Here is a 19,415-nt window from a genome sequence, read left to right on the forward strand (position 1 = left end):
AGTGAGATTGATTTTAGACCGAGACAGCCTTCAGCAAATCTGAACGTTCAATGTCGGCGCGCCGTCCTTCCAGCTTAACCACTCCGCGCTCAAGCACCGTGAACCTGTCGCCAAGATCAAAGGCAAAATCAAAATACTGTTCGACCAGCACAATGGCCATCTGCCCCCGCTCCCGCAGGGTCGAGATGACCTCGCCGATCTGCTTGATGATGTTGGGCTGAATACCTTCGGTCGGCTCATCCAGAAGAAGAAGCTTGGGTTCGGTGACCAGCGCACGTGCGATAGCAAGCTGCTGTTGCTGGCCGCCCGAAAGGTCTCCACCACGACGATGCAGAAAGTCTTTCAGGATCGGGAACAGGTCAAAAATCTCATCTGGAATTCTGTGTTTGCTACGTGGCAGGCAGGCAAACCCGGTCTCAAGATTTTCTTGCACCGTCAGAAACGGAAAAATCTCGCGCCCCTGCGGCACATAGGCGACGCCCTTCTGAGCAAGGGCATGGGCACTGGATTTACCGATCTCTTCGGCATCCAACAGATAAACACCATCGCTGCGGACATGTGTGCCCGAGATAGCCTTGAGCAGACTGGTCTTGCCGACACCGTTGGTCCCCATCACGCACGTGACCTCACCCCGCCGCGCCGTCAGGTCGATGCCACGCAGGATTTCACTGCCGCCGTAATGCAGGGTCAGCGCTTCGATTTCGAGCAGGTTATCGGCCAAGGTACACCTCGATGACGGCTTCGTTGGATGTCACGTGATCAATCGATCCTTCGGCCAGAACCGAACCTTCGTGCAGGACGGTGACCTTGCAATCGAGGCGGCGGACGAATTCCATGTCGTGCTCGACCACCACAACCGCGCGAGTCTTGGCCGCCTCCACCAGTATTTCGGTCGTGTGTTCGCGTTCTGCCGGGGTCATGCCCGCTGCCGGTTCATCGACCAGAAGCAGGCGTGGTTCTTGTGCAAGCAGCATGCCGATCTCCAGCCATTGTTTTTGACCATGGCTCAACTCGCCCGCCTTGCGGGCGAGTGCAGCGACCAGTCCGATCTCACCGGCCAATTCTTCGACCCGTTCCTGGTCTGCGCGTGACGCGCGGAAGTTCAGAACGGCAAAGGGGGACCGTTTCTTTTTCAGCGCCAGCATCAAGTTTTCGGCAACAGTCTGGTCTTCGAACACCGTTGGGCGTTGGAACTTCCGCCCGACCCCCGCCTGCGCGATCTGGCTTTCTGACATCGACAGAAGCGATTGCGATTTTTCGCCCCACAGCACGCGCCCCTCATCCGGTCGCGTCTTGCCTGTGACGATATCCATGAAGGTGGTTTTTCCAGCCCCGTTCGGTCCGATCACCGCCCGCATCTCGGCCTCGCCGATCTGGAAGGTCAGGTTGTTGATGGCCTTGAACCCGTCGAATGAGACGGACACACCGGACACTTCAAGAAGTGTGCTCATGTCTCGGCCTCCTTTTCGCGCAACGCACCCGCGTCGGGGCCAAGGTCAGCGCCGTGGCGGCTGGGTGATCTTTTACTCGCAATAAAATCAAACAGTCCACCTAGCCCTTTGGGCGCGAACAGAGTGACCACGACGAATGACAGTCCCAACAGGACTGTCCACCAGTTGACCCATTGGATCGTATAGAATCCAAGGTTGATGTCTGGCGCCTGACCGCCCGTGAAGTAGGTCGAGAGAAGCGAAACGAAAGCCGCGCCAATCACCGCACCGTACAGCCGACCACGCCCGCCGATAGCGACCCAGACAGCAAGGTATATGGAGGCGATCGGCGCAATCTCGGCCGGGTTGATGATCCCTGCCTGTGGGTAATAGAGCGCGCCGGCAATCCCTGCGATGACCGCGGTCAGCGTGAAGATAAAAAGTTTGTATGCTTCGACAGGGTAGCCAAGGAACCGCACGCGGCTCTCGTCATCGCGGATCGCACGAACGACCGAGCCGAACTTGCCCGATACCACCCAGACACACAGCAGGTAGCCCAGCCCAAGCGCCAGTGCCGATGCCCAGAAGAACCAGATCGACACGGTGGACTGCGGCACATCCCCCAGCCCCGGCAGGTTCTGTAGCCCGGACAGCCCATTGTTACCGCGTAACCCGCTGTCATTCTGGAAGAGGTAAAGCGACAGGGCGAGCGTCATCGCCTGGGTCAGGATCGACAGGTAGACGCCTGTCACCCGGCTGCGAAACGCGAGCCAGCAAAAGACCAAAGCCAGCAGCCCGGGTACCAGCACCACGGCCGCCAATTGTAAGGGCAGCGAATGGGCCACAGCCCAGATGGGCGGGAACTCGGACGCGCCCACAACACCAAAGATTTGCGCTGCGATCCCGTCCGAGATTTCCTGGGTCGTTGGTGGCAATGGAGCGGCTGACAGGCTTTGTACTACGATAATCTCGGTACGGGCGTACATCAACCACATGCCGATGGCGTAGCCCCCGATGCCGAAGAACGCCATGTGCCCGAGGCTCAGGATGCCGCAATGGCCCCAGACCAAATCCATAGCGAGCGCGACAAGGCATAGGCAGAGTGTCTTACCGAGTGTCTTGACGAAGCTGGTCGAGACCACACCGATGCCAAACCCTTCGGCCAGCACCGTCACGCCCAGAGTGAACAAGGCAAGGCAAGCCAGGAAAATCAGGACCGACGGGTTGTTCACCAGCAGAAACGTTGGCTTGCGTGCGGGCGCGGTATCAAGTGCGACGTTTGTCATGGCTCAAGCCTCCGCCGCGCGACCTTTGAGGGCGATGATGCCCTTGGGTCGGAACTGAATGAACAGGATGATGAACAGGATCATGTAGGTCTGGGCCGCAAGGGTGTTGGACGGGTTCAACCACTCGATCCCCTTTTGCATCGTGCCCACCATCGTGGCACCCAGCAGCGTGCCCCAGATGTTGCCCACCCCGCCGACCACGACAGTCATGAAGGATTGCACGATGTAGTCGCTGCCCATTTCCGACGTGACCTTGGCATAAAGGCCGATGGCAACGCCCGCGATCCCGGCGATGCCGGAGCCAAAGCCAAAGGTTAGCATGTTGATCCGATCCGGGTTGATGCCCATGGAGGCCGCCATGCGTGGGTTCTGGGTGACAGCGCGTACTTCCAGACCCAACCGGGTGCGGTTCATCACGATCAGGAATAGGGCCAGAAACAGGAGTGCCAGAACAAAGATAGCGATGCGGATATAGCTGATCGACACAATGTCGTTGAACACCAGTGACCCGTCCAGCCAGCCGGGTGCGGTCAAGGGCCGGGCCTGCGTGCCAAAGATGTTCTTGGCCAACTGCTGAAGCGCGATCGAGATACCGAAAGTCGCCAGAAGCGTCTCAAGCGGGCGATGATAGAGCCACCGGATCACCAACCGCTCCATCGCGACCCCCGCGCCAAAGGTCACTGCAAAGGCCAACGGGATGGCGACCATGATACTGAGCGTGTAGTCCGGGATAAAGAGCTGGACCACATAGCCGGTATAGGCGCCCATCATGATAAACTCGCCATGGGCCATGTTGATCACGCCCATGACGCCAAAGGTGATGGCAAGGCCGATGGCTGCAAGGAAATAGATCGACGCCAGCGACAGCGCGTCTAGCCCCAGATCGATTGTCTGGTTCAAGGCGACCTTGTTCTCGATCCCGGACAGCACCGCCTGTGCGGCAAGTGCAACGGTCGGCGCGGCGGCGGAATACCGTTCAAAAAACACATAGGCATCTACCGTCTGTGTCACATCGGTGACCGTTGCTGCATTTTCGACACGACCCTGCCGCACCAATTCGTCATAGGCAGCGTCACGCCTCGCTTCGGTGTTCAGTGATGCAACCTGAATTCCGCCGACGGAGGTGCCATCTATGTTGGCAATCAACGCAGCCTTTTGAGCGGCGCGCGAAATGAGCGGGGGCGCCAGTTCCTTGGCGACAAGTATCCTATAAGCCTCAGCCTCGCTGAGCACCTCTGAACCGGGCACCACCTGCCTCGCCACATCGGCATCGTTCGGCAGGTCCGTACCGGCATCCATCATTGTAACGACAAGTGGATTGAGGGCCGCGCGCACATCGACACCCAGATCACCCTCAAAGCTCTGGATTGCGGCAACGCGCTCTGCGTCATCCTCTGCAAAGCGGATGGTCAGGAGCCGTTCAAGGCGATCGATGCGTGCGCTCAAGCGCGGGTTCTCTTCGGTGTCTCGCACAGCGCGCAAGGCGGCAAGGTGGCTTTCATTCGCATCCCGTTCGATGGCGATCAGGGCCGCAGCGCGCGCGACCGGATTGGGATCGTTCAACTGAAACCTCACCAACGCTGCGCCAATCAGGCCGCGGATGCCGCTGTTGGGTTTGAGCTGTTTGAACCCATTGTCTTCGAACTCCCCCAACTCGGCACCGTTGGCAAAATCGAAGGTGCGGATGGTGCGGCGGTCAATCTCTTCAGCGTAGATAAACAGACCGGTATCCTTGTCGAACCACATCTCCTTGGCCCGCCAGCGTTCCAGCACCGCCTGCGCCTCGGGCAAACCACTGTCAGCGAGCGCATCGATGGCAGGACCGATGGTGCGGCGTGAGCTTTTTACAATGATCTCGCCATGCTCTTGCAGCAAGCGCTGAATCGGCGCGTCGGCGTTCTGCGCAGCCAATGGGGCTGTAAACGCGATCAACAGCGCCGACATCAGGGCAGCGCAAAATTGGCGGAAAACCGGCATCCAAGTATTATCCTTGAAGAAGTGTCGGGGGCAGTTGCCTGCCCCCGCAATGTCAGATCAGTAGTTGGACTTGATCTGCACGCAGGTGGATGTGTCGGTGTTGTACATCCCGCAGCCCAGCTCTTTCCAATCCGACACCAGGACAGCCGATTCCGGCAGGAAGTCGGTCCAGGCGTCGCCAGGCACTTCTTCGGTCTGGCTGATGATGTCGAACTGGCCGTCTTCCAGGATCTCACCAATCAGGACCGGCTTGGCCAGGTGATGGTTCGGCAGCATGACCGCGGTCCCGCCTGTGAGGTTCGGGAACTCCTGACCATACATCGCGGTGCGCACGGCATCCACGTCGGTGGTTCCTGCCGCAGTCGCCGCGTTCACCCACATGTTGAAGCCGATGTAGTGGGCTTCCATCGGGTCGTTGGTCACACGCTCGTCACCCATGCGGGCTTTCCATGCATCGATCCATGCTTCATTGGCTTCGGTGTCTGCCGACTGGAAATAGTTCCACGCCGCGAGGTGACCCACGAGGTTGGATGTGTCGAGACCCGACAGCTCTTCTTCCCCAACCGAGAAGGCGACAACCGGAATGTCATCCGCCGAGATGCCAGCAGCGGCCAGTTCCTTGTAGAAACCCACATTGGCATCACCGTTGATGGTCGAGATTACGCCAACTTTCTTGCCATCCGCGCCCAGCGCGACAACGTCCGCCACAATCTTGGACCAGTCCGAGTGACCGAACGGTGTGTAGTTCACAAAGATGTCTTCAGCGGCAATGCCTTTTTGCTGAAGGTATGATTCAAGGATGTTGTTCGTTGTGCGCGGGTACACATAGTCGGTTCCCAACAGTGCAAATTTCTCGACTTCCAGCTCTTCAAGGAAATAGTCGGTGGCCGGGATGGCTTGCTGGTTCGGCGCGGCGCCCGTGTAGAACACGTTTTTCGAGCTTTCCTCGCCCTCGTATTGCACAGGGTAGAACAGCAGACCGTTCAACTCTTCGATCACGGGCAGAACGGACTTGCGGCTCACGGACGTCCAGTTGCCAAAGATGACGTCAACCTCATGAACGGTCAGCAGCTCACGCGCTTTTTCAGCGAACAGCGGCCAGTCGGATGCCGGGTCAACCACGACGGCTTCAAGCTGACAGCCCAACACGCCGCCAGCGGCATTTTGCTGCTCAACGAGCATTTCCATGGTGTCCTTCAGCGTCGTTTCCGAGATCGCCATTGTCCCAGACAGCGAGTGCAGAACGCCCACTTTTATTGGGCAATCCTGCGCGACGGCTGGCAGAGCCGCCATGGTTGTTAGTGTCGCTGTTGTTGCGAGTAGTTTCTTGTACATTGCCATTCCCTTTGCGTGTCGCGCAGGGACGTTGTGTTCTGCAGGCAAAACACCCATATCACCCCCCACGCATATGATGCGGAGTGCGGTGGTGTTTGGTTTCCTAGGCCGGCACCATCGCACGTTCTTGGGTTTTGAAACCCGCGCCAAGTGGTAGCTCCAAGACTGCGCAGTGCACGCCGCACGGCTGAAAAATGAGCCGTCATCCGAGATTTTGCACATTTTTTGGACGAAATACCCGATTTCGCCGAAAAGATAGGCAGGTGAATCTGAGTAATGCTGCATTTGGCGGCACGGCAACGGTGTCTCAGCAGCAAACACCACACCCGACGAATGGCGATCAGCCTCGCTTACACCGCTCACCCAGTTAACGGCGCAAATGGCTGGCAACCGTGCCAGATGGCGTCTTATCCCCGTGCTGGGCCATTGACAGGCGCAATGCATCAACCGGTCGTCCAACGCGCGATCAGTCAACCGCACCCAAGCATCCCGTTCTGCGGTGCAGCGCACCCACTGACACCCAAGATGCTGGGAATTGAGCGGGTTATCGCAAGTTTCCCAACGATTCCGGTTGCCTGAACACACCGGAATGCCATCTATCTTGTTGGATAGATTCGAACTAACCTTACTGGGCCCGACATTGTCACTCTTCTTTATCGTTGCACTCCCCTTCCTGGGCGCGCTTCTCCCCGGACTAATGAATGCTGCAGGCCGCGCGGCCTGCGCAGGCGTGACGTTCACGGTTTCCCTCGCCGCCTTTGTGGGCCTGCTGACGAATCTACCGCAGGTCCTGCGCGGTGAACTGGTCACGGCACGCGTCAACTGGATGCCGGAACTAGGCCTGAATTTCACGTTGATGCTGGACGGGCTGGGGTTCTTCTTTGCGCTTCTGATCCTGGGCATCGGCCTGCTGATCATCACCTATGCGCGTCACTACCTGAGCCGCGACGACAATATGGGTGAGTTTTTCACCTATCTGTTGCTGTTCCAGGGCGCGATGGTCGGAATTGTTCTCAGCGACAACATCTTGCTTTTGCTGGTGTTCTGGGAGCTGACGTCGCTGTCTTCCTTCCTGCTGATCGGATATTGGAAGCACCTGCCCGCAGGGCGTCAGGGCGCGCGCATGGCGCTGACGGTGACTGGTATGGGCGGTCTCGCCATGATCGGTGGCATGCTGATCCTTGGCCAGATCGCGGGCAGCTATGACCTGAGCGTCATCCTCCAAAACCGGGAGCTGATCCAGGCCGATCCCCTGTACCTCCCTGCCCTGATCCTGATCCTTCTAGGATGCTTCACCAAATCCGCACAGTTTCCGTTCCACTTCTGGCTGCCACACGCAATGGCCGCGCCTACGCCCGTCTCGGCCTATCTGCACTCTGCCACGATGGTGAAGGCGGGCATCTTCTTGATGGCGCGCATGTGGCCGGTTCTGTCGGGCACGCCCGAATGGTTTGCTATTGTCACGACCGCAGGGCTTGTGACTATGGTGCTGGGTGCAGTGATCGCTCTGTTCAAACACGATCTGAAGGCATTGCTCGCCTTCTCAACCGTCAGTCATCTTGGGCTGATCACGATGCTATTGGGCACCGGCACCGCGTTTGGTGCCATGGCGGCCGTGTTCCACATCCTGAACCACGCCACATTCAAGGCCGCCCTCTTCATGTCCGCAGGCATCGTCGATCACGAAGCACACACCCGCGACATCCGGCGGTTGGGCGGGCTGCGGACACTCATGCCAGTGACCTTCGTCATCGCAACACTCGCAGCACTCTCGATGGCAGGCATTCCACTGCTGAACGGGTTCCTGTCGAAAGAGATGATGCTGGAGGAAGCCACGCACACCGTGCTGTTCAACAGCCCATGGCTGGTGCCTGTGCTGGCGACGGTCGGCTCGCTCTTCTCCGCCGCATATTGCTTCCGGCTTATTGGCCACACCTTCCTTGGCAAGGTGCGTGACGACTACCCGTCGAAACCGCACGACCCCAACCCGGGCATGTGGTTGCCACCGGCCATTCTCGTTGTGCTGGTTGTCGTGATCGGCGTCGCCCCGTTCCTGGCCGAGCCTTTTGTGAAGACCGTGACAGCATCCCTATTGGGTGAGGCCGCGGAAGTGCCCAAGGCGTATTTCAAGATCTGGCACGGCCTTGTGCCCGCGCTGTTCATGTCGATTGCTGCCGTGGTCGGCGGTCTGATCCTGATGGTCATATTCAAGCCGCTGTCCAACGCATGGGAAGCCGCGCCGCGCCCCGAAGCGAAGGTCATATTCGAAGGCATTGTCGAAGCTGCGGCATCAGCAGCACGTACGTTTACCCACACCCTGCACAATGGCGCGTTCAGCCGGTACGCGATGATTTCCTTCGTGGCAATCGTCGCCATCGGCTACCACGCATGGGTGACCGGCACGATTGGGGAAACAACTCGCGCCGTACAAGTCGCCGGGCCCGTTCCCATCGCCGGCTGGGCGATGCTGGTGGCTGCGACCGGCGCACTGGTTTTCATGCACCGTAACAGGTTCCTGGCCCTCATACTGATCGGGATCGTTGGACTAATGGTTTCCGTCGGGTTCGTATTCCTCAGCGCACCAGACCTTGCCATGACCCAGTTCACGGTCGAAGTGGTGACAATCATTCTTCTTTTGCTGGCCTTGAACTTCCTGCCGAAAACAACGCCATCCGAAAGCACCATTCTGAGAAGAGCACGCGATACCGGCGTGGCGATTGTCGGCGGGCTTGCCGCCTTTGCGCTCGCCTATCACTACATGCTGCGGGATGCGGTCGCGACGCCCATCTCCGAGTTCCATCTGGCCAATTCGTACAAGGGCGGCGGCGGCACCAACGTGGTGAACGTGATCCTTGTCGACTTCCGGGGCTTTGACACCTATGGCGAGATCATCGTGCTGGGGATTGCCGCACTGTTGATCTATGCGCTTACCGAGACGCTGCTGCGCGGTCCCGTGCGCGCACGCCTTCTGAACCGTATCCCTGATCAACCGCGTGCGGGCGACATGCACCCGATGATGATGGTCGTGCTGACACGCGTCATCATGCCGGTTGTTCTGTTGGTTGGCTTCTACATCTTCCTGCGTGGCCACAACGAACCCGGCGGCGGCTTTATTGCCGGTCTGGTCGTGTCGATCGGGGTTGTCATGCAGTACATGGCAAGTGGCTTCACATGGACCTCGGCCCGATTGAAGTACCCCTATCATGGTGTAATCGGTGCTGGCGTTCTGGTGGCTGGCTTCACGGGCATCGGGTCGTGGTTTGTCACCAAACCCTTCCTGACCTCGGACTTCACCTATGTTCGCATTCCCCCGTTCGACAAATTCGAGTTGGCCACAGCCGCCTTGTTCGACGTTGGCGTGTTCTTGGCCGTTGTCGGGGCGGTCATGCTGTCGCTCGAAAGCTTCTCGCGGCTAGCACGGCGTGCAAATGCGGACGAAACCGAACACCCCATGGACATCAATCCAGCAAGGGCCGAAGGATCATCCGATCCAATTGCGCCTGTGAAGGAGGGTGGCTGACATGGAATTGCTTGTTGCCTCCGCCATTGGCGTGATGACCGCCGGTGGTATCTACCTCGTGCTGCGGCTCAGAACCTTTCCGGTGATCCTGGGTATTTCGCTTTTGACCTATGCTGTGAACGTATTCCTGTTCTCGTCCGGGCGGCTGACCATTGGTGCGCCTCCGGTGCTGAGTGATGACGTGACCAGATACACCGACCCACTGCCGCAGGCACTGGTGCTGACCGCTATTGTAATTTCATTCGGGATGACGGCCGTTGCGGTGATGATCGGGCTTGGTGCTTTCCTTGGGTCCGACGACGATCATATCGATGATCAGCCAGAGCCGCGCGAGACGGAGGGCCAGCCATGACCCACTGGATTGTTGCCCCCATCATCCTGCCTGCCCTTCTGGCCCCGCTGATCGTTCTGGCGGCGCGGTATCACATCGGCATTCAGCGGGTCTTTTCCGTTGCTGGTGTCGTCGCGCTGATCGGCCTTGCTGCCGGGCTTGCCTGGCAGGTTTCGGACGGGTCCGTCATCTACTATCGCTTGGGCGACTGGGCCGCGCCGTTCGGCATTGTCATCGTTGGCGACCGGCTGTCGACATTGATGATCCTCCTGACCTCGGTGCTGGCGCTTTTTGTGCTGCTCTATGCCATCGGGTCGGGATGGGATGATCGCGGCCGCCATTTCCACGCCCTGTTCCAATTCCAGTTGATGGGCATACTCGGCGCCTTCCTGACGGGCGACCTGTTCAACCTGTTTGTCTTCTTTGAGGTGCTGCTGATCGCGTCGTACGGCCTGATGATCCATGCCGGTGGCAACGCGCGTCTGCGGGCAGGCATACAATACGTACTGTTCAACCTGATCGGCTCGACCCTGTTCTTGTTCGCGCTCGGCGCCATCTATGCCGAAACCGGAACGCTCAACATGGCGGACCTAGCTGAGCGTGTGCAATTGATCGCGCCGGAAGAGACTGTTGGCATCCGCGTGGCCGCCGTTCTGCTGCTGTTGGTCTTTGCCATCAAGGCCGCGCTGGTCCCGCTGCATTTCTGGCTTCCTTCCAGTTATGCAGAGGCCCCCGCGCCCGTTGCAGCCCTGTTCGCCATCATGACCAAGGTGGGCGCGTACGCCATCATCCGGGTCTACACGATGATCTTCCCGCCTGACCTTGAGGTCACGGCGGGATTGCATGACGTGTGGCTCTTGCCCGCGGCACTGGTATCACTGGCCATCGGGATGGTCGGTGTGCTCGCCGCGCGCAAACTCGATCGGCTTGTTGCGTTCTCGGTCATCGGGTCGATGGGGATGGTTATGGTTGCCATCTCTCTGTTCAGCCCGGCGGGCATTGCAGCCGCGCTGTACTACATCGTGCATTCCACCTTCGCGGGCGCCGTGCTGTTCATGGTGTCTGACCTTGTTCGGACCGGACGCGGCAATGTCGATCTGACGACCCAAGCGCCCATGATCGGCGCTGTTGTCACGGCTGGGATGTTCTTTGCCGGGGCCATCGCGATGGCGGGTCTGCCGCCGCTGTCCGGGTTTCTTGGCAAGCTGCTGGTGCTGGATGCCGCCTTTGACAGTGACATGATGGTCTGGGTCTGGGCCATCGTACTCTCATCCAGCCTGATCAGCATCCTTGGCTTTGCGCGCGCGGGCAGTATCGTGTTCTGGAAAGCGCACAGCGTTGAACAATCCGAAGAACCGGTGCCCGATACCAACCGCCCTTCCACAATGTCATATGTGGCCGTGGGTGGGCTGTTCACGCTGCTGAGCCTGCACACCGTGTTTGCAGGGCAAGTGCACGGCTACACAACGACCATCGCCGCGCAACTCTTTGCACCCGACGCATATATCTCTACCGTACTGGACACACCCGGTAAGCTCAGCAAACCGCAGGAGGGCCATTGATATGGGACGCGCCTTTCGCTGGATCCTCCCGCATCCGTCGCTGACGCTGGTCTTGGCTCTCGTCTGGATACTGCTTCAAAATGAAGTCAGTGCCGGGATGGTCGTCTTCGGCATCATCCTTGGCATCATCATCCCGCGCATCACTGCGATATGGTGGCCCGGCACGCCCAAGGGGTTCCGGCTGGGCCGGATGATCTCGTATTCTATGTTGGTCATCCGCGACATCATCGTCGCCAATATCGAGGTTGCGTGGATCGTTCTGACCGTTCCGAACGACAAGTTGAAGCCAGCCTGGGTCTCTGTGCCACTGGACCTGAAACAGCCAGAGGCGATCACCGTTCTGGCGGGCACGATCACCCTGACACCCGGCACCGTGTCCGCGGACCTGTCGAACGAAGGAAGCTGCCTTTTGGTTCATATCCTGCACACCGACGACCCAGACGCAGTCAGGGACGAAATCAAGGATCGATACGAGCGCCGTTTGAAGGAGATCTTCGCATGACACTCGCAACCAGCTTTTTTGACATCGCGCTTTCGATTGCGCTTGTCGTACTCGCCATCGGTCAGGTGCTTTCGATGGTGCGTCTGGTGATTGGCCCCACGGGCGGCGACCGTGTGCTGGCCCTGGACACGATGGTCATCAACGCGCTTGGCCTTGTTGTGGTGGTTGGCATCCACCAAGGGGTCGGCGTGTATTTCGAAGTGGCCTTGCTCGTTGCCATGCTGGGCTTCGTATCGACGGTGGCGCTGGCCCGTTTCGTTCTGCGGGGGGACATCATCGAATGACATTGGAAGCCCTTGCAATCATTGGCGCAGCCATTTCACTCCTGATCGGGTCGATCTTTGTGCTGGTCGGTGTCATTGGCCTGTTGAAATTCAACGACCCGATGACACGCCTTCATGCGCCTACCAAGGTTGGGACGCTCGGCATCGGTATGTTGCTTTTGGCATCGATCCTGACGGCCGCCGCCTCTGGCGATCCGTCGATGCACGAGTTTCTGATCATGGCCTTTCTGTTTGTAACGGCGCCGGTGTCCGCGCATTTCCTTGCCAAGGTCAGCATCCACACGCGTGAGTGCATGACGCCACCCAAACCAACGGATGACGAGATGTGGTCCACTCTGGATTCGCCTGACCACTCGAACGAAGAGAAGCCGGCAACCAAGTAGACCCACAAACGGTCGAGACCCGCCGGAGCGGCCGCTGCGCAATGCATGTCGCTCAGCGAGCTGTCCGGTAGACTTGCGACACAACACCATTGGAGAGACCTTCAGCCGACACAAGGGTCAGGTCTCGCGGCGGATGCTCCCCTTCAAACAAACGTTTTCCTTTGCCAACCAGAACCGGAAACGTCCATATCCGGAACTCGTCTATCAGGTCATGTTTGGTGAGCGCCTGAATCAACTGCGCACTGCCGTGCACCTGAATCAGTGGACCGTCCTGCGACTTCAGACGCGCTATCTCGGGGACAACTTCGCCCGTCAAAACCTCGGAATTCTCCCACTCCGTCCCCAAGGGTGAAGACGTTGCGACGAACTTCCGGGCACTGTTCAGCCGTTCATTCGCTTTTGATCGAGGGGCATTCGGCCAGTGACCTGCGAACAGGTCGTAGGTCTTCCGGCCGAATAGGACATCATAAGGCGTCGACATGGCCGTCTCTTCCACATGCGGCATGACCCCTTCCCAATAGGGCGCGGCCCACCCGCCCCGGTCAAAGCCGCCCGAACGATCTTCGTCGGCCATGCTGGGCGCTTGCATCACCCCATCAACCGTCACGAAAGCAAGGATTGCCAGCTCGCGCATATCAGTTGCCCACTTGGGCTTGCGCTTGGGCCAGCGCGGCAAGTTTGTCGAACGCCTGGTTCCAACCACCCGCGCCCGCGGTGCCTTCGGCCACGCCAACATGCACCATCGTCATCTTGGTCTTATCGCCCACTTGGCTCAGCTCGACGATCACTTCGGTGATGTCGGGAAAGCCCTCGGGCATACCCATGCTTTGCGGCGGGATGATATTGCCTGCCTCGTCACACATGCTTTCGGTGTAGACAAGGCGGCGCGGCGCGGTGACCTCTTTGTAAACTCCTGTGAACCACATCGACATGGATCTTTCGGGGGTTTCCATCGCCATGCAGACCTTGCGTGTACCACCAACCGTGACGTTCATCTCAGCTGTGGGCACGGACATGCCGTTGGGGCCGTACCACCGCTTGAACAGTTCTGGCACGGTCCACATGCGCCATACCAATTCCAATGGGGCATCAAACTCGCGCTCAATGCGCACCCAGTTTTCTGTGTCACTCATGATGATTGATCCTTCATCTCGTCCAGTAGTTTCCCCAACACATCAAAACGGGCTTCCCATATGGGCCGGTACTTTTCCGTCCAATCCGCGATGTCCTGGATGGGCTTGGGATTGAGCGTGCACGGACGGAACTGCGCGTCCTTCTCACGCTTGATCAACCCGGCATTCTCAAGAACGCGAATGTGCTTTGATACCGCGGGCAGTGACATGTCGAACGGCTCCGCCAAGGCATTCACCGTCGCCTTGCCTTGCGCAAGACGTGCGAGGATGGCCCGGCGCGTTGGGTGCGCCAAGGCCGAAAATGCTGCGTCCAGTTGGTCGTCTTGATCCATAGGTTGTCATTATTTAACCTATTAGTTAATTAGTCAACTGGTTTAATAATCAACGATATTGGCGGCCACGTTCCTGTGTCAGGTCTCGATTTCTGAGGCAGGCTGAGGCATGTCAAAAAGCGAGGTCAGGACAAACAGCACGCCGCCGCGGCTCAGCGCACTAAGCCGTCCCACATCTTTCCGCAAAGACCTGCCGCAAAGCGCTTTCAAACGCCGCTGTCAGCTCTGGCTTGCTGTCCCGGTTCGGTGCGAAGAAACCAAATTCGATCTCCATACGCGGCTCCCAGTCAATCAGGCGCACCTGTGGCTCCAATTCAGGGTCCAAAGCGACCGGATCAGCAAATGTAAAACCAAGCCCACGCTGCACCAATCGATAAGCCGCCGAACCCAGGGAAACCTCATGCGCCACGTCAAGCTGCACGCCCATGGCAGTCAGCTCCTGATCGACGATACGGCGGATGACTGTTGTATCGTCCAGCGCGATGTAGGGAACATCAACAATATCCCGTGGTCGCAAAACGGAACGGCCTGCCAATGGGTGTTCTTTGGAAATGGCAATCTTGAGGGGGCGGACCCTAGGCGGATCAGCTCAGGCCGGTCAATCGACAACGGCAGTGCTGAAATCCCGACATCAAAGCGGTCATTCATCATCCGGCGCCCCAAATCGCGGCGACGGTGAATCTCCAGCTTAATCGGTTGATCCTTGATCCGGTTTTCGAGTGCGGCAATGGCCGGCAACACAAGACCGTTGACGATACGGGACTGCGCGATGATGCGGAATGGTTCCGGCACCCCGGATTGGATCTGGCGCGCAAACTCCGGCAACGCCTCGATCTGGGAGAGGATGCGCAACGCCTCCTGATAAAATCGTTCCGCTTCCGCCGTGGGCACCAGACGTTTCTTGTCCCGCTTGAACAGAGAGATGTCGAACTCATCTTCCAGCAGCTGCAAAAGCCGACTGGCTGCGGACTGGCTGAGATGCATGGCTGCGGCAGCCCGTGCAAGCGTGCCTTCCTCCATCACCAGAACAAAGACTTTGAGGCTGCGCAGGTTCATAACTTCGAATTTCTCGATCTATACTTGTGATAATTGCGTTTTTTCTAAAACACCGTGTACGCTATCGTCCAGCCGTGATCGCAAGTGCGTTGCCTAAAACGCCAACGAGTCATGGGAGGACACAATGAAAAGACGCGACTTCATCGGGACCGGCTTGGCCGCATCCACGCTGCTGGCGGCAGCACCGGCCCTTGCCGAATGGACACCCCGCCGGCCCATCAATGCCATCCTGCCCTATTCCGCAGGTGGCGGAACCGACGCCCTGGCCCGGGCCGCGGCAGCATCTGCCGACGGCATTCTGCCCGTGCCACTGGTCATCGTGAACAAGCCGGGGTCGTCCGGTATCACCGGGGCCACCGAAGCAGCAGCTGCACGCCCGGATGGCAACACGGTCATGGTCACCTCGGCGGGCTCTTTCCTGCTGACATCCATGCTGCGGGACACGGATGTAAACCCGCTCGATAGCTTCGACATTATCGCACAGATTGGCAATCTGACCCCCGCTATCATCGTGCCCGCCAACAGCCCGTTTCAATCTGTCCAGGACCTTGTCGATGCAGCTCGCGCCAATCCTGGCAGCCTCAGGTGGGCCCACAATGGGCGCGGCGGGTTCCATCAAGTTGCGGGTCAAAGCTTCCTGAACCGCAATGGGCTTGAGGCGCAGGATGTGCCATTCAAGGGCGGCGGCCCGACCCGCGCAGCCGTGATAGGCGAGCAGGTCGACTTTGCCTTTGTCGGCATCCAGCAGGCCGCGGGTTTCGAAAACGAATTGCGCGTGCTGGCGCTGGTCGCGCCGGAACGGGACCCGATCCGGGACGATGTACCAACACTGGCCGAACTTGGCTTTGATTATGTCGCGGTGTCATCGCCCATCGTCTTCTTTGCCCCCAAAGGCACCGCCCCGGATATCGTGTCGGGGATGGAGGCGGCCCTGCAAAAGATCACCGAGACAACGCAGTTTGCCGATCTGATGCGCGAGCGCGGCAATGTTCCGGCGTTCCTCAGCGGGGACGAGACCAAGGCCCGCCTGCAGCAAATGCAAATTGACACCCAGCCCGTCATCGACGCGCTGAAGCAGCAGGGCTGAGACAGGTGGCCCCAGGGTCTTCTCCTGCCCCTCGGGTGGTCGGCGTGGCGCTGGTCCTGATCGGGATCGGCGCCACAGCAACCTCGATGAGCATTTCGCTTGACCAATATGGCCGCTGGGGTGCGCGGTTCTTTCCACTGGCAGGATCAATTGCACTGATCCTGTTGGGGCTTGCAGAGCTGCGGAACGCCCCGGGCACACATATGACCGAGCGCAAACACCTCCCGGCCATCGCGGCACTGCTGATCCTGTCAGTTGCCTATGTCTGGGTCATCTCGGGTTTTGGATACCTGATTGCCACCGCTCTGGCAGCGCCCGCCGCTCTGTGGATCTTTGGCATACGCAGCGCGGCGGGCCTTGGTCTTGCGGCCCTCTTGTGCCCCGCTGCCTATCATCTGGTGTTTTTCAAACTGCTCGGGGTTTTCCCACCCCTGGGTCGCTACTTTGACCTTCTGGACGTCATTGGGGGATATTGATGGATATCTTCCCCGCTCTCCTTGCCGTTCTCTCTGATCCCGTTTTGACGGGATGGGTTCTACTGGCAGCCATCGTCGGAATGATCGTGGGGGCCATCCCCGGCCTGACCGCATCGGCAGCCATCGCAATGCTGTTGCCATTGACGTTCTATATGGAGCCTCTGCCCGCCCTCGCCTTTCTGTATGTCATCGGCAAATCCGGACGCTACGGCGGCTCCATCGCTGCGATCCTGTTCAACACACCCGGCACAGCGGCATCGGCGGCCACACAGCTTGACGGCTATCCTCTGGCGCGACAGGGCAAGGCCAGCAAAGCCATGAAGGTGGCCACGATCTCTTCGGTCATCGGGGATTTCACTGGCGAAATCCTGTTGATCGTCGGCGTTGCATGGATTGCCACCATCGCCCTGAAACTGGGTCCGCCCGAGCTTTTTGCAGTCTATTTCGCGGCCTTCATCGTGATTGGTTCCGTGATCGAAAAATCGGTCACACGCGGGCTGGCCTCAGCCGCCTTGGGCGTGCTGGTCGCGATGATCGGCCTTGATCCCATCAGCTCGACCGAGCGTTTCACCTTTGGCAGTTTCGACCTGACCAACGGGATCGGGCTGGTGCCGCTGATGATTGGCATCTTCGTTCTGGGCGAGGTCTTTGCCCAGATCGAGGAACGCGAACAAACAACCGAGATGGTGCAGAACGGCAATGACGCCGCGCGCAACACGCTGACCTGGGCTGAATACAAACCGTGCCTGCCGCATGTGGCACGTTCGTCCTTTATCGGGGCCTTCATCGGCATGCTGCCCGGGCTCGGTTCCGCCATCGCCGCCTTTGTCGCCTATGGTGAGGGCAAGCGGCGGGCCAAAAATCCCGAGGCGTGGGGCAAGGGCGCACTGGAAGGTGTGGCAGCGCCCGAGGCCGCGAACAATGCGGTCAGCGGCCCCTCCATGGCCCCGCTCCTGACGCTTGGGATTCCCGGCTCGACGATCGGGGCCATCCTGATCGGTGTGTTCCTGATCCACGGCATCCAGATCGGCCCGACGATGTTCCTGACCAGCCGGGACCTTGTCTATGCGCTGTTTGCCTGCGGCCTGATCGGCATCGTGTTTTATGGACTGATCGGCTATTTCGGCGCGGCGTTCGTGGGGCGGTTCATCACCCGTATCCCGACCAAGGTGCTGTACCCGGTGATCTTCCTGACCTCCTTTGTCGCCGCCTACACCTCGCGCGGCAACCTGTTCGACGTCTATGTTATGGTGGCCGCAGGCTTTGCTGGCTGGGCCATGCGCAAGCTGGACTTCAACCCGGCGGCGTTTGTCATCTCGTTCGTGCTGGCCGGTGGCGCGGAAGAGACATTTCGCCAGGCCCTCCTGCTCTCGGACAACGGCCTGATGATCTTTGTCACACGACCGGTTGCGCTCCTGTTTCTCCTGATCGGGATCACAGCGCTGGTCATGCGGGTGCGCAGCCTGAGCCGGCAATCCCGCGCGCCACATATGGAAACCGCACAATGACGACCCCGCTCGACGGCATCCGCGTGATCGACTGGACACATGTGCTGGCGGGTCCCGCCTGTGCCTACTACCTCGGCCTGCTCGGGGCCGAAGTGATCAAGGTCGAGCGCCCCGGCCGCGGCGATGCAATGCGTCATCGCGGCGGCACCGACAAGGCCCGCGCCGCTGCCGGGATGAGCACAGCCTACATGACCCAAAGCGCAGGCAAGCACAGCGTTGCTCTGGACCTGTCTACCAAGATGGGCAGGGACGTGTTCGACCGGCTGCTCCGCTCAGCTGACATTCTGGTCGAAAACCACCGGCCCGACACCCTCGCCCGCCTTGGGCTGTCCGAGGCAGAAACGCGCGTCATCAACCCACGGCTGATCCATTGCGCCATGACCGGCTACGGACGCAGCAACGATATGTCGGGGGCACCGGCATATGACGTGAACATTCAGGCCATCAGCGGATTGATGACCCTGACGGGCACCAAGGACACCGGCCCACTTCGAACGGGCGCACCGATCATCGACTACGCGACTGGCCTGACGGCAGCACTCGCCACGGTATCGGCCCTGATGCGGCGGCAGAACACAGGTGAAGGGGCATTTGTCGATGTCTCCATGCTCGAAACCGCATTTAGCTTGATGAGTTCAACACTCACCGATTTCCAACTGACTGGAACAGAGCCGAAAGCGCGCGGAAACGCGGCGAACAGCAGATCGCCCTCGTCGGGTGTGTTTGACTGCAAGGTCGGGCAGATCAGCCTGGGCGTGAACGAAGATGCGCAATTTCAGGCGCTTGCCCACGCTTTGGACCGGGCCGACTGGCTGACAGATGCACGTTTTTCCAATGCGGTGGCACGCGATCAAAACGGTGCGGCCCTTGGACAAGACATCTCGGACGTGCTGCAAACGCGCTCTGCCGACGATTGGGAACAGCGCCTCATGGCAGCTGGTGTTCCATGCGCACGGCTGCGGACGCTGGCTCAAGCGCTGGATTTGCCACCCGCAATACAGCGCAACATGCCAAAGCGTGGGGCCGCTGGGTTTACCGACTTACCGTTTCTGATGGATGGGATGCATCCACCAGCCGATGCGCTTCCACCACGGACACTTGGCACAGATACGAATTCGATCCTGAACGCGCTGGGGTATTCAGAACAGCAGATCGCCGCGCTGGTCGACGCTGGCGCAATCCATGCGCCGGATCAGCAGAACGCCTGACCGCA

At 59.3% G+C, this 19,415-nt stretch carries 20 protein-coding genes; 10 read left to right on the forward strand and 10 right to left on the reverse strand.

What is annotated here, in order from left to right:
- Window positions 1–13: 13 nt before the first annotated feature.
- The 5 genes from urtE to urtA are packed head-to-tail and all read right to left on the reverse strand — an operon-like array spanning window position 14 to window position 6,034.
- Window positions 14–721, reverse strand: coding sequence for an urea ABC transporter ATP-binding subunit UrtE (gene urtE / locus ACZ1HN_RS20275; protein ID WP_472728809.1), 708 nt, complete (start codon window positions 719–721; stop codon window positions 14–16).
- Complete coding sequence (gene urtD / locus ACZ1HN_RS20280; protein WP_299201539.1) at window positions 711–1,451, reverse strand: urea ABC transporter ATP-binding protein UrtD; 741 nt, start codon at window positions 1,449–1,451, stop codon at window positions 711–713. The genes urtE and urtD overlap by 11 nt, the downstream gene beginning before the upstream one ends.
- Window positions 1,448–2,716: an urea ABC transporter permease subunit UrtC gene (gene urtC / locus ACZ1HN_RS20285; protein ID WP_472728810.1), complete on the reverse strand. Its 1,269-nt coding sequence runs from the start codon at window positions 2,714–2,716 to the stop codon at window positions 1,448–1,450. The genes urtD and urtC overlap by 4 nt, the downstream gene beginning before the upstream one ends.
- Before the next feature lie 3 nt (window positions 2,717–2,719).
- Window positions 2,720–4,693 carry an urea ABC transporter permease subunit UrtB gene (gene urtB / locus ACZ1HN_RS20290; RefSeq protein ID WP_472728811.1) on the reverse strand — a complete coding sequence of 658 codons (1,974 nt, stop codon included), beginning with the start codon at window positions 4,691–4,693 and terminating at the stop codon, window positions 2,720–2,722.
- 57 nt (window positions 4,694–4,750) lie between these two features.
- Window positions 4,751–6,034, reverse strand: a complete 1,284-nt coding sequence (urtA, locus tag ACZ1HN_RS20295; protein ID WP_299599424.1) for an urea ABC transporter substrate-binding protein — start codon at window positions 6,032–6,034, stop codon at window positions 4,751–4,753.
- Window positions 6,035–6,668: 634 nt separating this feature from the next.
- Here urtA and ACZ1HN_RS20300 point away from each other — a divergent pair.
- Genes ACZ1HN_RS20300 through mnhG form a run of 6 tightly spaced genes read left to right on the forward strand, consistent with a single transcriptional unit; the run spans window position 6,669 to window position 12,610 of the window.
- Window positions 6,669–9,548, forward strand: a complete 2,880-nt coding sequence (locus ACZ1HN_RS20300) for a monovalent cation/H+ antiporter subunit A (protein ID WP_472729359.1) — start codon at window positions 6,669–6,671, stop codon at window positions 9,546–9,548.
- A gap of 1 nt (window position 9,549) precedes the next feature.
- Entirely contained in the window at window positions 9,550–9,900 is a 351-nt protein-coding gene (locus ACZ1HN_RS20305) for a Na+/H+ antiporter subunit C (RefSeq protein ID WP_299599426.1), read from the forward strand.
- Window positions 9,897–11,441 (forward strand): monovalent cation/H+ antiporter subunit D, encoded by a 1,545-nt coding sequence (locus ACZ1HN_RS20310; protein WP_472728812.1) that lies wholly within the window; start codon window positions 9,897–9,899, stop codon window positions 11,439–11,441. Before ACZ1HN_RS20305 ends, ACZ1HN_RS20310 begins: the two co-directional genes overlap by 4 nt.
- A 1-nt stretch (window position 11,442) precedes the next feature.
- Window positions 11,443–11,943, forward strand: coding sequence for a Na+/H+ antiporter subunit E (locus ACZ1HN_RS20315; protein ID WP_299698664.1), 501 nt, complete (start codon window positions 11,443–11,445; stop codon window positions 11,941–11,943).
- The gene (locus tag ACZ1HN_RS20320) at window positions 11,940–12,227 is read left to right on the forward strand and encodes a K+/H+ antiporter subunit F (protein WP_299201517.1); all 288 of its coding nucleotides are present in this window, start codon (window positions 11,940–11,942) and stop codon (window positions 12,225–12,227) included. The genes ACZ1HN_RS20315 and ACZ1HN_RS20320 overlap by 4 nt, the downstream gene beginning before the upstream one ends.
- Window positions 12,224–12,610 carry a monovalent cation/H(+) antiporter subunit G gene (gene mnhG / locus ACZ1HN_RS20325; RefSeq protein ID WP_299201514.1) on the forward strand — a complete coding sequence of 129 codons (387 nt, stop codon included), beginning with the start codon at window positions 12,224–12,226 and terminating at the stop codon, window positions 12,608–12,610. Before ACZ1HN_RS20320 ends, mnhG begins: the two co-directional genes overlap by 4 nt.
- Window positions 12,611–12,662: 52 nt before the next feature.
- On the opposite strand, the gene ACZ1HN_RS20330 is transcribed toward mnhG, so the two are convergent.
- The 5 genes from ACZ1HN_RS20330 to ACZ1HN_RS20350 form a co-directional block, all read right to left on the reverse strand.
- A complete protein-coding gene (locus tag ACZ1HN_RS20330) occupies window positions 12,663–13,244 on the reverse strand; it encodes a dihydrofolate reductase family protein (RefSeq protein WP_472728813.1) in 582 nt (193 codons plus the stop codon).
- 1 nt (window position 13,245) lies between these two features.
- On the reverse strand, window positions 13,246–13,743 hold the full coding sequence (locus ACZ1HN_RS20335; protein WP_472728814.1) for an SRPBCC family protein: 498 nt from the start codon (window positions 13,741–13,743) through the stop codon (window positions 13,246–13,248).
- A complete protein-coding gene (locus tag ACZ1HN_RS20340) occupies window positions 13,740–14,075 on the reverse strand; it encodes an ArsR/SmtB family transcription factor (protein ID WP_472728815.1) in 336 nt (111 codons plus the stop codon). Before ACZ1HN_RS20340 ends, ACZ1HN_RS20335 begins: the two co-directional genes overlap by 4 nt.
- A gap of 160 nt (window positions 14,076–14,235) precedes the next feature.
- Window positions 14,236–14,610 (reverse strand): LysR substrate-binding domain-containing protein, encoded by a 375-nt coding sequence (locus ACZ1HN_RS20345; RefSeq protein ID WP_472728816.1) that lies wholly within the window; start codon window positions 14,608–14,610, stop codon window positions 14,236–14,238.
- Window positions 14,508–15,131, reverse strand: coding sequence for a LysR family transcriptional regulator (locus ACZ1HN_RS20350; protein ID WP_472728817.1), 624 nt, complete (start codon window positions 15,129–15,131; stop codon window positions 14,508–14,510). Before ACZ1HN_RS20350 ends, ACZ1HN_RS20345 begins: the two co-directional genes overlap by 103 nt.
- A gap of 124 nt (window positions 15,132–15,255) precedes the next feature.
- On the opposite strand from ACZ1HN_RS20350, the gene ACZ1HN_RS20355 reads away from it, so the two are divergent.
- Genes ACZ1HN_RS20355 through ACZ1HN_RS20370 form a run of 4 tightly spaced genes read left to right on the forward strand, consistent with a single transcriptional unit; the run spans window position 15,256 to window position 19,410 of the window.
- Window positions 15,256–16,218 carry a tripartite tricarboxylate transporter substrate binding protein gene (locus tag ACZ1HN_RS20355; protein WP_472728818.1) on the forward strand — a complete coding sequence of 321 codons (963 nt, stop codon included), beginning with the start codon at window positions 15,256–15,258 and terminating at the stop codon, window positions 16,216–16,218.
- A gap of 44 nt (window positions 16,219–16,262) precedes the next feature.
- Window positions 16,263–16,694, forward strand: a complete 432-nt coding sequence (locus ACZ1HN_RS20360; RefSeq protein WP_472728819.1) for a tripartite tricarboxylate transporter TctB family protein — start codon at window positions 16,263–16,265, stop codon at window positions 16,692–16,694.
- Entirely contained in the window at window positions 16,694–18,202 is a 1,509-nt protein-coding gene (locus ACZ1HN_RS20365) for a tripartite tricarboxylate transporter permease (RefSeq protein ID WP_472728820.1), read from the forward strand. Before ACZ1HN_RS20360 ends, ACZ1HN_RS20365 begins: the two co-directional genes overlap by 1 nt.
- A complete protein-coding gene (locus ACZ1HN_RS20370; protein ID WP_472728821.1) occupies window positions 18,199–19,410 on the forward strand; it encodes a CaiB/BaiF CoA transferase family protein in 1,212 nt (403 codons plus the stop codon). Before ACZ1HN_RS20365 ends, ACZ1HN_RS20370 begins: the two co-directional genes overlap by 4 nt.
- Window positions 19,411–19,415: the final 5 nt, after the last annotated feature.

This window comes from Tateyamaria sp. GN1-10, from assembly GCF_055693845.1.